The organism is Bradyrhizobium sp. USDA 336 (assembly GCF_044908355.1).
Taxonomy (GTDB): Bacteria; Pseudomonadota; Alphaproteobacteria; order Rhizobiales; family Xanthobacteraceae; genus Bradyrhizobium; species Bradyrhizobium yuanmingense.
In genome coordinates this window covers 1,642,432-1,656,283 of record NZ_JBIYDC010000002.1, presented here as the reverse complement: position 1 = coordinate 1,656,283, position 13,852 = coordinate 1,642,432, and the positions used below count along the sequence as shown (strand labels likewise).

Below are 13,852 nucleotides of genomic sequence, written 5' to 3'. Positions count from 1 at the left end.
AAGTTTAAAAACCTTCAGCGCTATAAAACCCTTCGGCGCTATAGGTGGCTTCTGCGCCAAGCCTTGGCGGGGGGAACCGGTCTCATATAGCTGAAGTGTGCGCATGGGCCGCGGAGCGGCAAGAGCGTCCCGGGTAAATGTCAGGACGAGCACCTCGCAAACTCGGCTCATCCAGTGGGTAGAGGGTGGGATGAACTGTTTTCGATGCGAACGCCACCTTGCGATGATACAGGTCCCGAAGTCGGATATTCGTGGTCACCGCGTCGGCTATCCCCAACATGCGGCAAGCTTTCTGCTGCTACCAACCAGAGGCGCGAGCTCCTGCCTAGGAGTCCATCGGCCTTGAATTGCTGTGGTTCAATGAGCCTGCTGCCAACTTCTTGGCCATGCTCGACGCAAAGAGCGCACTGACAGATCTTCTCGACGCTTCTTCGTTCTGTCCCGTGAACAGCATCCATGCATGAACCAACATGGCTTGTGCAAGGACCTGGTCGGAGACGCCCTTGTTTCGCGCTTGAGTTTTGGCGAGCTGGATGAACTCACGTGCCCAGAACAAATGCTCTCTCGTTGAGCCATTTCGTTTGGTTGTTTCGTTTTCTTGCTTGATCATTGGGATCATTCCGAAGTTGATCGGCAGCATCGATGTGGAGTTTCTCAATTGAGCGTGTGCGCGCCGAAATTGGAATCTTGCATCTTCTGAGCGGCGACAACGACCTCCAAGCGATTGCGAGCATTCATCTTTTGCATGAGGATCGTCATATAATGTTTCACCGTTTTATCGCTCAGCTTAAGGCGCGCTGCGATTTCCTTGTTCGTATTGCCACGGACCAGAAGCTTGACGATTTGCTCTTCACGGATGGTAAGGTTGATGATGGCTGCAGCCTTCCGCCGAAGCGTTTCATCCCGCAACCCCGCAATGACTTGGCTGGCAAAGCTCCGGGTGATGTAGTTTTCACCCCGTGCAACGGCTTGGATGGCTTCGATCAGCTCGCAGGACTGACCTGCCTTCAAGACGAATCCAACAGCGCCTGCGTCAAGCGCTCGAATCGCACTTGCAACCCCGACCACTCCTGTGAAGGCCACAACTTTTACGGTAGGCACGCTGCTGACTACGTTGGTGATTGCCTCGAAAGCATTGCCTGGCATACCGACCTCAACAATCAAAATGTCAGGTCTGCAGTCAGTCGCGAGTTGGAGAATATCGGGGACGGCCGATCCGGTTCCCAGCAGCTCCAAGTCGGCGTTGCGGCCAATGACGCTGACAAGCGCTTCTTGTGTAATCGGATGATGATCAACGATGGCCACCGAAATGCGACGCATCAACCCCCTCCATTTAAAAGCGAGATAAATATTAAAACAATCGCAGAGATAAATGATTTTAAATAGAATGTAAACGGTCCGGTACCGGCATCTTCATTATCTCTTCCTCCATGCCCACGGATTCGCCCTATCTCGCAAGTGCGTAAAAACTGCGAAGACTTGGCCCGGTTGATGACGTGAACACTACGGCGGAAGGATCTTTGCAATTGTGTCGGTCCCCTGGCGCGATGCCGAGACTGCATCGGGTAAACGGGGCCTCTGATTGCTCTCAGCTAGGCGGACTTTCTCTCTCAGCCTCTCTAGGTTCTCCATTGCTTTAAGCAATCTCACCAGATCGGAGACCATATGTGCCAAAGTGGGCTTGCGCGGCTTTGGAACTCGAGATTTCTGCTTCATCGCGAAACGGCTCCCTGCCAGACCGACGGAGATGTGGCTTGATCCGCAAGGACCGTGCCAACGCAAGCCGACCGATTCACGCAGAGAGGGGCTGTAGGCGGCGCGAGGTTATCGGGTGGGTGAACTCAGCGCACGGCACGTCGTGCAAACAGAAGAGGATACTTCCCATGCTACCCATGAAGCCCATGATCGTCGTGGCGGCATTGAGAGTGCCAAAGCAAAATGCGCCGATTCGTAGCTCCTCACCGTAGCTCCCCGGAACACTTCAAGCTCGCTTTCGAAAGACTGGCGAATAACCAATGGCTTGGCTGTAGTAGTTTGGAGGAGTGGATATCCTCTAACTGTCGATAATGGGGGATTACTGCAGGCCAGTACCCAGATAGCGGCTGCCGCCTAGCGACCTATACGAGACTGCCGCCCGCCAAGCCATCAGGTCAATCGTTTTACAATTGCCTGGGCGTGGTGGAGTTGCGCCGAGCAGAACGCGACGAGTTGTGCATCGCCGCTGGCGCGGGCAGTTGCGAGAGCGAGCTCGATCTGAGAGCACGCTGTCTGGGCCGTTTGCAGATCGCGGGTTCGCTCGGCAAGCCGCATCTGTCCGACACTTAGACCAACGGTGCTGCTAGCCCAACCAACCGGCTCGCGCTCCCGTGTTGTTTCTGTAAGTGCGGCACGGTAGGCTGCGACCGCCTCCTCGAGCCGGGCGGTGCCGCTCTCTCGCTCGCCCAGCGACTGGAGTGCGGTGCCGAGGCAGTGATGGATCAGGGCCCACTCGAATGGGAAACGCTCGCGGGTTTTTTCGCTAAGTGCCGCGCGATAGGCGATTGCCGCCTCCTCGAGTCGGATGGTGCTACTCTCGCGCTCGCCCAGCGTCTGGAGCGCCTTGCCGAGGTTATACTGGATCTTGGCCCAATCGAGCGGCAGGCGCTCGCGTGTTCTCTCGCTAAGAGCCGCGCGATAGGCGGCCACCGCCTCCTCAAGGCGGGCGGTGCCTCTCTCTCGCGCGCCCAGCGTGTGGAGCGCGTTGCCGAGGTTGTTCTGGGTCGCTGCCCAATCGAGCGGCACGCGTTCTCGGGTTCTTTCGCTAAGCGCCGCGCGATAGGCGGCCACCGCCTCCTCGAGCCGCGCGATATCACTCTCACGCTCGCCTAGCTGGTGGAGCGCATCGCCGAGGTTGCTCTGGGTCATGGCCCAATGGAGCGGCACGCGCTCTCGGGTTCTTTCGGAAAGCGCTGAACGAAGGGCGACTACCGCCTCCTCAAGTCGGGCGGTGCCGCTCTCTCGCTCGCCCAGCGTTGCGAGCGCTTTGCCGAGGTTGTTCTGGGTCATAGCCCAATCGAGCGGGACGCGCTCTTACCCGCTTCCGACAGCTCCAGCACCTTCTGCACGTCCTCTGCGTCTTCGCTCTTGAGATCGGTACAGACGCAGCGGGCCCCTCCGTCTTCGTCAACTCGAGTTTCGCCTCGAATGCCAGGGCATCCTCCCCGAACACCCCGCGCGCTTTGGTCACGTGCGCCTCGAAGTTACCCCTTTGCCGAGATCGTAGTCTTTCCGGGTGCTTGAGCTGGATTATCGTGTCGAGCACGTCCTCCCGCTTGGACGTGCCCCGCGCATTGCCGCCTCGGCCGGCGTGGCGCGAGACCGCTTCGACCGGGCGGACCGTCCCACCCTCGGCCAATACGATCATCCCGTGTGCGTCGTCGCCTTCAACACGACCGATGGCTGGTGACGGGAAGCTTCCGAGGACGTCTTTCGCGAGCTGGCTCCCACGGAAGGAAGTCAGCGAGCCGGTGCAGGAGTTCATCGAGCGGTTCTCGGTCACCCTCGCCGGGCGTCCACGCGTAGCTACCGACCGTAGCAACGCAAAATACATGCGCCACGGTCCTCTAAAAGTGCTTTTAGGTCAGATCAAAAACTCTCCTAGTATGGAGGAGCCCCGTTCCGTCGCTCAAGCGTCTGCCATTGTAACGTCGGGCCAAACGGCGAGCCGGTGACCTGCCTTGGAAGGCGAAGGATCTGGGACGATCTCTCTTGTCTCCAGCTTCCCCCTTCACTTGCGGGGACGACGTCCAGCCCTGAGTGGCCGAGGCGGAGCCTCGCCCTTTTGCGGCACAACAAACAAGTCTGAGATGGAGGCTTCCAACGCCGACGCTAGCTTTTCAAGGACAGCGACTGTGGGGTTTTCAAGGGCTCGTTCCAAGCGGCTAACATAAGTGCGGTCAATCCCCGCATCGCCGCCAGCGCCTCTTGCGAAAGGCCCCGATCAACACGCAGTCGCCGAATGTTTCTTGCCACCAACGCCTGCGCCCGCATTGGCGCAAGGGAACATTCCGTGGTCTATGAAACCACGGACAATAGTGCTACAATTAAGGGACCTATGCGCTTGCTGAGGCAAATCGCCGATGCCAAACCTCGTTGATGTAGCTCTCCTGCTTCTGACTAGCACACCGATTGTCCTTGCCATCGTTCATTTTTACTTGCGTCTTGTTAAGCCAGAGATTGCCGAGGCTCCGGACATCCCAGCAGATTGGTTCAGGCTAATTGATCGCGCGGCCAGCTTAGCTGCGTGGAGCGTAAGCGGCTTTTGCCTTTTCAAGGGCCTAGACGCATGGTTTTGGTGGTTGCCGACGTCAGAATACAAGATGAGCGTATTGATAATTATATCTATGTTTGCGTCCCTCTTTTTGCTCCTCGGCATTGGCCGAGTGGGCACCCGCCTGCGCGCACAAGCTCGGCATGATTTTTTGTCAAGAACAGCAGAATAGACCAATGCGAATGAGTGTTCATGCTGACTTAAAGGCTCTATTCAGTACCGGGACGAAGCCACGATATTATCGCAACTACGAACTTACCTTTGAGAATGGGCAACCAACGTTCATTCTCTCGGAGATTGATGTTGCACTTGAAGAAGCTATTCGACGATGGTGCGGCGAAGAACCAGAATCTTAGCTGTTGAGGCACGGCAACGGGCTTGTCGTCCTTTTCGGACCCCTCGCCCCATGCACCAGGCGATAAGACCCGCCCTCGGCGCCTGTAGACTGAACACCGCGTCGAGTCGGAGTGCCGGGATTTCGGAAAATGCCTGTTTATAGAATTTCCATAACAGCCGAAGTATCTTGAAGAAACATCAGGTAACTGTATAAGTCGAAAACGTTAGGGCAGCAGACATGCGCCCCAGGGACGCCCTCGGCAAGCCGATGGGCGTTTTCTTTTACCAGCCAAATCCCCAACCAATCCGAACCAAGCCCGCCAGATGTCTCATCTCGCGGGCATTTTCATTGGAGAAGCACGTGGCCAACGAGCGCTATCTCACGACGAAGGAAGCTGCAGCTCACATCAAGTCATCGACTTCGACACTTTCCAAGCGACGTCTGACCGGCGACGGCCCTGCCTTCGTCCGAATTGGTCGCGCCGTGCGATATCGACAGGCAGATCTCGACGCCTGGATGGAGGCGTCTACTGCTTTGCGCTCAACACAGCGCAGGTCAGGCGGAAGAGCAAAGTATTGATGAAAGCCCACCGCTTCACAGCGCTGAGGCTGTGAAGCGTGAAATCGCCCACTGTGAAGCCTTCAACTGCGAAGCTGTGAAGATGCCGGATCCCTTTGTCACCTGCGCGACTTCCCATGTTGACATCGTCCGTCTACGGGACAGTGAACGTGTCGGTAACAGCCACGGGCGACGAGTTACTTGCACTGGTTCTGCTGGGTGCGCCGCCTGGCATCAGGGTGCCGGCGTCGTCGCTGCCTAACGCGAGGTTGGCCGCCTAAGGACGCGACGTGGAGAGCGGGCTGGCAGTGCGCGCGTTAGCGCTCGACGGCTTCGTCGAATGCAGCGATGGGCAGCTCTATCACCCCGTAATCAGCGGATTCTGCCCTCAAAACCGACACCAAACGGCCTGGAAACGCAAGCGGACCGTCGCCAACGCTGCGGCCGCCGTCTCCCTGAGCTCCGCCCGCTTCACAGCGCCGACGTCTGTGAAGTGTGAAAGCCGTTGTGAAGCCCTCAACTCAACTGTGAAGCTGTGAAATGCCTGATCCCTTCGTCCCCACTGATCTCGACCTCCGCGACTTCCCCAACATGCCGTTGGACGTCGTGCGGCTGCGCGACAGTGACCTCTCCGTGACCGCGACAGGCGATGAGTTTCGTTCGGCCATCCTGCTTTGGTGCGCCGCCTGGCATCAGGTGCCGGCCTCGTCGCTGCCTGATGACGATCGCCTGCTCGCGCGCTTCGCCGGCTTCGGGCGCGACCTGAAGGGCTGGAAGGCGGTGCGTGAGGCGGCGCTGCACGGCTTCATCAAGTGCAGCGATGGGCGGCTCTATCACCCTGTCATCGGCGATATGGCGCTGATGGCGGACGAGAAACGCCGCGGCAACAGCCGTAGGACGGCTGCGGCGACCGCGGCAGCGGGGGAGGCCCGGAGGACGTTACGGCTCAAAGCAGAGCACCGTAACGGTGTCCGTGACGGATCGAATGTGCAGGACGTTACGGTTCCTAAGAGAAGTGAAGTGAAGGGAAGTGAAGAGAATGTTGCTCCTAACGGAGCAACAGCTGCTCCGCGACGCCGAGCAAGTCGATCTTCAAGCCCGAGGACCACGTTCTGACCGAGCGCATCATGCTCGCCCAGGGCCTCGACATGCACGACCCTCGCGTGATCGGCTCGACCAACTTCGTCGCGAAGTGGCGCAAGGCCGGGTGGAGCCCGGACGTGATCGTGAACACGATCGAGCGCGTCATGGCCGGTCGCACCGAGGCGCCCGGCTCGCTGAAGTATTTCGAGAAGGCGATCGCCGATGCGCACGCCGAGATCGCCCGTCCCGTGCCCCAGGGTACCACCGGCCCTCCCAAGCGCGTTCGTAGGACCGCAGGCGATATCTTTTTCGAACTCGACGCTGAACTGAGAGGACAGACCAATGCAGCCGATTCCGTTCCCAACGAGGACTACTCCGCTGGTCCCGGTATCATCCTGGACGCATGACGCCGCGATCGATCGGCTTGTGCGCCATGTTGAAAGCTCCGCGCTGGAGTTGGTGCAGGGGCGCGCAACGCTGACGCGCGCGCTGACCCCCGCTGAGAAGGATTGCTTCGACACCAGAGTCGCCGCGATTCAGAAATCCCTCATGCCAGCCAACGGCGAGGCCGACATGAAGCGGATCGCACGGGCTCTGAGCGCTGCGCTGATGGGCTACCCTCGTTCGGACACCGACAAGCTGGTGCGCGACTACACGCGCCTGCTGGCCGTCCTGCCGCCATGGGCGGTCGAGCAAGCGTGCGACGACATCCGCCGCGGTGCCGCACCGAGCATCAATCCGACCTATCCGCCATCGGCGCCGGAGATCCACAAACTCGCCGAAGAGAAGTTGAACGAGGCGAAAAGGGAGCGCAATCGGTTGACGCTGCTGATCGGCGCGACGGTCAAGGGCAGCACCGCACAACCATCGGAAGATGCCAGGAAGCGCATCGAGCTCAAGCGGATGGAATTTCACGAGCAGATGGATGCCGCTGGCCGCGACCGCGCCCAAGAGGAAATGGACAAGGCCGCCCGGCTCGAGGCCGAGAAGCGCAAGGCCGACCGCGAGGAGCACACTCGCCGCATGGAGTACGTCCTGCAGGGCTACGAGCCGCCGACAAACAAGGACGGCATGACCATCACGATGTCGCTGGCGATGGCCACGGGCATGAAGCTGACCAAGCGTGCGCCCGCTCCGCCGCCGAAGTGCGAGTTTTCACCCGAGGACTAGCCACGGATCACCTCACCACCAACTATCTAGGGCGGATGTAAAGGAACAGGGAAATGGCATCTACAAGGAAACCTTACGACCCAAGCGCACGCCGCGTGGCTGAGCGCAAGGCAAACGGCGCTAAGCCTCACGGCGTGGCACCGACTGCTTTCTTTCGCATCAAGGAATACGGCCCGCGCCTCGGCGTCGATCCGCGGTTAACAACCGTCCTCGGCCGCATGGGCATGTTCAAGGAGCTGTCCGATGCCGAGGTCGATGCAGGTTTTCGCATCGCTGAGGTCTACGGCCGCTACGAGTGGCTGAAGGGGCTTCCACGCCGAAGCGCGGCATCGCCGTCCTATGAGCACGGATTCGGCACGAAGGAAATCCATCTCGATCGGCTGACGCAGGACGAGCTCAAGCGCCACAACAAAGCCGTGCGGCGCGCCCAGAAGGCGTTCGATCAGATGCTCGGCTGTATCGGTAGCCAGCATGCGCTCATCGAGCGCGTCTGCGTGCTCAACCAGGAGCCCGGCCCAATCCACAAGAGCAAGCTCGCGGCTGTGCTGCACAAGGTCGCGATCCAAATGGGCCTGATCGTCGATACCGGCACCAAGCCCAAGCCGAAAGTGCCGACCAAGGATGACGGCGCACTACTCGCCGAGGCTGCCGTCGACGCGCTGGTGCAATGGTTCGGCGACCGCAATAGCAAGCCAACGCATTTCAGCCTAGTCAACAATTCGGACTGGAAGGCATCGCGCGGCATCACTGGTTCGGACGGTCGCTATCACCACACCATCGTCGTCCCGCTGCGAGACCTGACCGCCGAACAGATGGACGGCAAGCTCCGTCTCGCCTGTGCCGTTGCCGGAATGCTCGAAACTACTGGCGCGGAAACAGGAGACGCCACGTGAGGAGCCCGCTCCTGGATTTATCAGCTCTCTCTGAGCGAGGTCGTCTCATGCCCGCGTACCGCATCGCGCTCGCCGCCTATGTTCGCGCAAAGGCTCTGTACCCACATTGCGAAGCGCAGACACGCACTCTTCCTCTCGACCAGAAAGGCTCCAATCATGATAGCGACTTCCGACAGTGCTCCCGGGCTCCCGGTTCAGACGCGACCGGCGCTCGTCGCCACCGTCCAAGAAACCATGAGGGTATTGAGAATTGGACGCGCAAAAACTTATGAGCTCTTGAATGAAGGGGTACTGGAAAGCTATCTGGAAGGCTCGTCTCGCAAGATCACGTGGCGCAGCATTGAGGCGTATGTCGAGCGGCGACTCCGCGAGGAAACCGCGCGTCGCCAAGAACGCACTCGCGGGTTGAGGGCCGAATGAATATGCAAGATCGTAAGATCGGTTCACTTGGCAGAGCTCTGGTGTGAAACCTAGACCAGCGGATACTCCCTCCTCCAAATCGCCTTGATAGCGTTCGTTCTTTTGCGGCTCAGATTCATAGCTACGGTTGAAAACTACGATCTCGGGCGCCCTGCAGCGTCCCGCACCCAGTAAGTGCCGGGATGTCGGCTTTTCCAGCCAGAAGCGGACTAAGTTCTGAGAAAGCCGGGATGCCCGATTCTGACCCGGAGCGGAAGTCAACCGGCGGCGGTCTTTTCGTAGGTCTGCATCTCGGCTAGGATTTGGCGCATGCCGCTCACCAGCCCAATACGGCACTATGATCCGAGGTGGCCGCAAGAATATGCGAAGGAGGAAGCGCGCCTGCGACCTGTCTTCGGATCGGCTCTGGTGGAAATCCATCACGTTGGAAGCACCGCGGTGCCCGAATTAGCCGCGAAAGGCGAAATCGACATACTTGCGGTGATCACTCTCGCCGGAGCGATAAAAGATTGGACGCAATCGCTTGAAGAGTTGGGCTATCGACGCGGAGGTGATCTGTCGGACGGCCATCATTTCTTCAAACGCGATGTGGCCGGTCTCCGGGCGCACAAACTTCATATCTGTCGGGAAGGCCACGCGCAGATCGATAGAATGTTGCTTTTTCGAGAGCACCTGCGAGAGCACCCAGTGGATCGGATGAGATACCAAGAACTAAAGCTTAAGCTGGAACGGGACAATACTGGCGGCATTCAAGAGTACCTCGCCGCTAAAGAGCCATTCATCAGCAAAATTCTCTCTGGCCTCGCTTGATCCGCTGCAATCCTCGATCTGAATTGCACCGTAGTGCGGCGAGCCGTCAAACTCATACTTGACGACGTACCTGATGCGCGCGACCGACTTCTTCTTGGCTATTCGCAGGTTCTCCTCACATCGTCCTATTTCATAACAGTCAACTCGCCCTATGTCGCCTAAGGGGCCCGAAGCGGAAGTCGCTAGCCGTTAAGTTGGATTCTTGATGAGCACCTTCAACATAGGGTAGCCAGAGCTAGTACCAAAGTTGCCGACCGGCTGGCCATCGGTCGTGTAGCCGTTCGATTTATAGAATTGAAGGGCGGTTTCAGTGCTCGTGAGGATGCACCGCGTATTGCCTCGCTCTAGTGCCCTCTCTTCGAGCGCCCGAAGCAAGGCACGGCTGACGCCTTGAAATCTCACATCTGGGCAAACGTAATTCAGAGTAATTTGGCCTGCGTCAGTGACCGAGCCCACGGCAAGAACTTTGCCTTCATCCGTGGCGACGAGCAACGAATTACCGGGCTGCTTTATCCAAGCGGAGAAAATCTCGGGAGTCTTGTTTCTCAACCAACGCTCCAAGATGCCCCTATCATTTTTATGATCAGCCTCGCACAGTTCTGCGATCGACCGCCTCATCACAAGGCAAGCAGCTTCTGCGTCCTCAATCTTGGCATCCCGAATTTCCATTCGACAATTATGTACAGAATCATGAGGGTGCAACCATAAGATGCGATGGCGGTTCGACCGCTTTTGGCCCATCTGCGAAGTTGCGCCCTGTCTGACGGGAGTCCGCTCATCGTGGCAGAGCGGACCAGATTTTCTCAACCTGAGTTCTTCGCATTTCGACCCACTTACGAGATGGGCCACTCGCCTTCCCGGGTGGCGCACCAAGACCGCCCAGCTCGGGATGGATGCGTACTTCGCTGCCGCCGCCACGCAGTTGCAAACGCGCTTACGCAACCTACCGGGACCGCACCGCACATTGAGATTGAGTACTAACGCCTCGCGATGCTGCCTGTGGGCGCGCGACTGAACAAAGGTGTCGATTGCGACATGTCGCCACCGTGGCTAGGCGGCTTGGCGCCCCTGACCAAGGTCGGGATGCTGCATGTCCCGACTTCCAATCCACACTTTCAGCGCGTTCGCTGGGCTTAGCAACGCGGTCGGCTGTTGCATAAGGTTGGCGACTTCCAGGAACCTGGTTGCCAGCGCGCCGTCACGTTGTGCCGCTCGGTAAAACTTCGATATGTACCAGTTGACAAAGCGCACCTGCGCCGTCCGCTTGCCCTCAACGCGCGGGTTTTGCAAATCACTGCCCACGGCGATTTGCCAGGGAGTTTCGATGACCCGACTGGCCATCTGGAAGAAGCGGCGAGCAATCCCTTGTTTTCCTTTTGCCAGGCACTCGCGCAAGGCCAGCGATTCCACACAAGCTACCGTCATTCCCTGACCATAGACCGGATCGAAGCTGCACAAGGCATCGCCATACACCAGATAGCCTTCCGGAAAGTGAGTCAGTTTCTCGTAGTGACGTCGTGTGTTCGAAACAAACTTGTATGGCGTGAGCGGAGTAAGCGGCTCCGCATTCCGGATCACGTTGAATATTTCCGGCTTTTGCAAGCCACGTGCAAACTCAAGGAAACCAGCATCATCCAGTGGTGCTTGATCGTCCATGTAACCGCCTAATGTCACGGTCCAACGTTCGCGCTCCTGTGGCAGAAGGGCACCGAAGCGAAAATCAGGCAAGCACGCCCCCATAAGAACGAATTTCCTGCCATGCAGGTAATTCTCCATATGTTCGGGCTTGAGACGACAGAAGCGGGTGACATAGCCGAGATTGACAGTGACCTGCTCCTCCGGCGGTTTTGCGAAACCAAACGCATTGAGCCATGTGGGGCTTGATGACCCGCGACCACTCGCATCAACGACGAGATCGGCTTCCAGGCTTTCCTTGTCGCCTGAGCCATTTTCTGACTGGACGCGAACACCGGTCACGCGGCCGGAGGGGAGATCAAACACCGGCTCCACCACGTCACGACGCTCCTGCACCCGAATGTTGGGTAGTTGAAGGAGCCGCCGTCGCACGAAGCCTTCCAGCGTCGGTCGGCTCACCCCGAGCCCAACCATCTTGCTGGGGGCATTGTGAAGATAGACGCCGTAATTGAACCAAAGCCCATCGTTGACGATGTCCGCAGGTACCGCTCCCTGAGCGATTATTTCCTCAGTAAATCCGGGAAACGACTGCTCGAGTACCTCGCGCCCGCGGGCAAGCAATCCGTGCGTATGCCGTCCTTGCGGTACGCCTTTGCGCGCATCAGCCGCATCCGGAAACGAGTCACGCTCAAGTATGGTTACTTCGTCGAAATGATCCGCCAAAGCGCGTGCGGCTAAAAGACCGCCCATTCCCGCGCCCACCACAACCGCGTGCTTGCCAACGTGTACCATCGACCCCTCCCGGCATTTACTTAACTGCAGGACGAAGCAGGACACTCGTTGAACATTCGCCGGTACTACGCCCGGTGCAATATCATCGCGCCTTTCGGCACCAGTCGCAAGGCTGCTCGAGAACGTGTTTCGGTTCTTTGATACCGCCTGGCCAGGGTTCGCGATTGAGGGAACTCCGCAGAGCTGAACGTCTAGCCGAGGACAGTTGAGGCGCTACCGACCTCGAAGCTGTTGCAGGCCAAATGAGGTAATCGAATGAGGGTTCACTTTTCCCCATGAGTCCGAAAATGGCCCATCGGCGAAGTGGAGACGCCTTTCAATGTGGTGCGCTTGGTGGCGTCGAGCGGACTGACTTTGCTCACTTTGAGCACTTCGCATTCTGACGCATTGCGGACCTCATCGACAGTTCTCATGATTTGCCTTGGCGGGTGTCCAAGTTCGCCATTCAGCCAAAGCGGATGTGGGATAGACGACTTGTCCATTAAAGAGATGCGGGCCCATCTAGAACTGCTCCGCGTGCAAATGGCCGAATGCGAGCGCCTTCAACAGGCAGCAAGGAGCCAGCTCAAGCGCGACGTCTATGCGCGGGCGCTCACTCGTTACAAGGCAATCGCAAGAGAGCTGGAACAAGCAATAGCATGCCTGCCGGACTTTAGGACCCCTGCGTCGGCCGCAAAGGCAACATGAGGAAGAGTAAGGCCGCCTCGGTTGCCTCTTCGTCCCCTCGTTGACGACTGCCGCTTCCGGACCTTGACCGAACAATGCTGAGACCATCGTATTGTCGGCTATCGGCGGCAGACCGGACGCGGCGCCGTGCTCACTTCGACCGCTGCTTTTGACCCTAAACGGACTCTGGATGTGCGGCCGGCGATTCATGATCAGTTCTGCGTTGCTTAAGTGTTCTCATGCCCTCAGGGGGCGCTGGCCTGTTTCCGACGCTAGTGGCCTAAGTTGAAAACGGGTGTGGCCCAACTTGACTTTTCACCCGCTTGGCGCCGGGTATAATCGTTCCAATAAAGGGAACGACTACGATGGACTACCGCGCTTACATCATGAGCGAGGACGGGCATATCAGCGGGGTTCATGAGTTCGAATGCGCTGACGACGAGGGGGCCAAGGCCAAGGCCGCCCAGATGCTCGACGGGCACGACTTAGAAGTGTGGCAGCGTGAACGGCGCGTTGCGATTTTGAAGCGCCATACCCGACAGTAGGGCCGCCTCAATTGGCAAGAGCATGAGCAATTTTGCTCAGATCACACGATGCGGATATGCAATCCGTTGGGCACCGGGGTTTTGCAAACCCACCCGGGGCTGGGAAGCCGCTGCCCGCGACGCAGATTAAGCGGGCGGCCTTGTCCGCGCAACCGTGGGCGGCGATTGTGCACAACCGACCGGAGAGCCTGTAATGATTAGCGCCATTGAGCGTCGGAAGGCCGCCAAAGCCCTCAAGATTGAAGCTGGCGTCATCGGTATCCCCAAAGAAAGTCGCCCTGCTCACCAACATCGCCCACAGCTTGCGAGCCATTTAGAAATGCTCGATGACCATGAACGGGAAAGCAAGCGAGGAGAGTAAGGCCGCCTCACTTTGCGGCCGCTTTCATGTCGTCGATGTGGTCCATGTCGCCTATTGCCCCATCAGCGAAGTCGCGGCACCTCGTTGAGGTCCGCTTATCGAGGCGAGGCAGACTAGATTTGCTCAGGTTGAGTTCTTCGCATTTTGACTCAATTGAGACATCTGCTGCGCTTCGGTGACGTTTGATTGACGCTAGTGCTACACGGCAATCTCGGTCCTCGCCGCCAGCAGGGCTCGCGCCCGGAGGTCCACTATGAGTGTCAAGCGCGTCGG

At 58.5% G+C, this 13,852-nt stretch carries 15 protein-coding genes; 9 read left to right on the top strand and 6 right to left on the bottom strand.

Annotated features, from left to right (window positions below):
• Window positions 1-325 precede the first annotated feature (325 nt).
• The 4 genes from ABIA45_RS08730 to ABIA45_RS08715 all read right to left on the bottom strand — a co-directional run bounded on the left by ABIA45_RS08730 (window position 326) and on the right by ABIA45_RS08715 (window position 3,916).
• Window positions 326-640, bottom strand: a complete 315-nt coding sequence (locus ABIA45_RS08730) for a hypothetical protein (protein ID WP_370157853.1) — start codon at window positions 638-640, stop codon at window positions 326-328.
• 14 nt (window positions 641-654) lie between these two features.
• Window positions 655-1,320, bottom strand: a complete 666-nt coding sequence (locus ABIA45_RS08725) for a response regulator transcription factor (RefSeq protein WP_271542231.1) — start codon at window positions 1,318-1,320, stop codon at window positions 655-657.
• An 825-nt stretch (window positions 1,321-2,145) separates the two neighbouring features.
• Window positions 2,146-3,045, bottom strand: a complete 900-nt coding sequence (locus ABIA45_RS08720) for a tetratricopeptide repeat protein (protein WP_271542232.1) — start codon at window positions 3,043-3,045, stop codon at window positions 2,146-2,148.
• A 721-nt stretch (window positions 3,046-3,766) separates the two neighbouring features.
• Window positions 3,767-3,916 (bottom strand): hypothetical protein, encoded by a 150-nt coding sequence (locus tag ABIA45_RS08715; protein WP_333919497.1) that lies wholly within the window; start codon window positions 3,914-3,916, stop codon window positions 3,767-3,769.
• Between the two features lie 202 nt (window positions 3,917-4,118).
• Between ABIA45_RS08715 and ABIA45_RS08710 the strand changes: the two genes are divergently transcribed.
• The 7 genes from ABIA45_RS08710 to ABIA45_RS08680 all read left to right on the top strand — a co-directional run bounded on the left by ABIA45_RS08710 (window position 4,119) and on the right by ABIA45_RS08680 (window position 9,580).
• The gene (locus ABIA45_RS08710) at window positions 4,119-4,481 is read left to right on the top strand and encodes a hypothetical protein (protein WP_271542233.1); all 363 of its coding nucleotides are present in this window, start codon (window positions 4,119-4,121) and stop codon (window positions 4,479-4,481) included.
• A 402-nt stretch (window positions 4,482-4,883) separates the two neighbouring features.
• Entirely contained in the window at window positions 4,884-5,225 is a 342-nt protein-coding gene (locus ABIA45_RS08705; RefSeq protein WP_404651722.1) for a helix-turn-helix transcriptional regulator, read from the top strand.
• Between the two features lie 519 nt (window positions 5,226-5,744).
• Window positions 5,745-6,320, top strand: coding sequence for a DUF1376 domain-containing protein (locus ABIA45_RS08700; protein WP_404651720.1), 576 nt, complete (start codon window positions 5,745-5,747; stop codon window positions 6,318-6,320).
• Window positions 6,321-6,331: 11 nt separating this feature from the next.
• Entirely contained in the window at window positions 6,332-6,694 is a 363-nt protein-coding gene (locus ABIA45_RS08695; protein WP_404651718.1) for a hypothetical protein, read from the top strand.
• A gap of 142 nt (window positions 6,695-6,836) precedes the next feature.
• Complete coding sequence (locus ABIA45_RS08690) at window positions 6,837-7,457, top strand: hypothetical protein (protein WP_271542235.1); 621 nt, start codon at window positions 6,837-6,839, stop codon at window positions 7,455-7,457.
• 134 nt (window positions 7,458-7,591) lie between these two features.
• Window positions 7,592-8,350: a hypothetical protein gene (locus ABIA45_RS08685; RefSeq protein WP_404651716.1), complete on the top strand. Its 759-nt coding sequence runs from the start codon at window positions 7,592-7,594 to the stop codon at window positions 8,348-8,350.
• A 729-nt stretch (window positions 8,351-9,079) separates the two neighbouring features.
• Window positions 9,080-9,580, top strand: coding sequence for a GrpB family protein (locus ABIA45_RS08680; protein ID WP_271542237.1), 501 nt, complete (start codon window positions 9,080-9,082; stop codon window positions 9,578-9,580).
• Window positions 9,581-9,769: 189 nt separating this feature from the next.
• Here ABIA45_RS08680 and ABIA45_RS08675 read toward each other — a convergent pair whose 3' ends face one another.
• Window positions 9,770-10,249, bottom strand: a complete 480-nt coding sequence (locus ABIA45_RS08675) for a GNAT family N-acetyltransferase (RefSeq protein WP_271542238.1) — start codon at window positions 10,247-10,249, stop codon at window positions 9,770-9,772.
• Window positions 10,250-10,630: 381 nt separating this feature from the next.
• On the bottom strand, window positions 10,631-12,007 hold the full coding sequence (locus ABIA45_RS08670; RefSeq protein WP_404651715.1) for an FAD-dependent oxidoreductase: 1,377 nt from the start codon (window positions 12,005-12,007) through the stop codon (window positions 10,631-10,633).
• A gap of 1,031 nt (window positions 12,008-13,038) precedes the next feature.
• On the opposite strand from ABIA45_RS08670, the gene ABIA45_RS08665 reads away from it, so the two are divergent.
• Entirely contained in the window at window positions 13,039-13,218 is a 180-nt protein-coding gene (locus ABIA45_RS08665) for a hypothetical protein (protein WP_404651713.1), read from the top strand.
• Window positions 13,219-13,411: 193 nt separating this feature from the next.
• On the top strand, window positions 13,412-13,579 hold the full coding sequence (locus tag ABIA45_RS08660; RefSeq protein ID WP_404651712.1) for a hypothetical protein: 168 nt from the start codon (window positions 13,412-13,414) through the stop codon (window positions 13,577-13,579).
• Window positions 13,580-13,852: the final 273 nt, after the last annotated feature.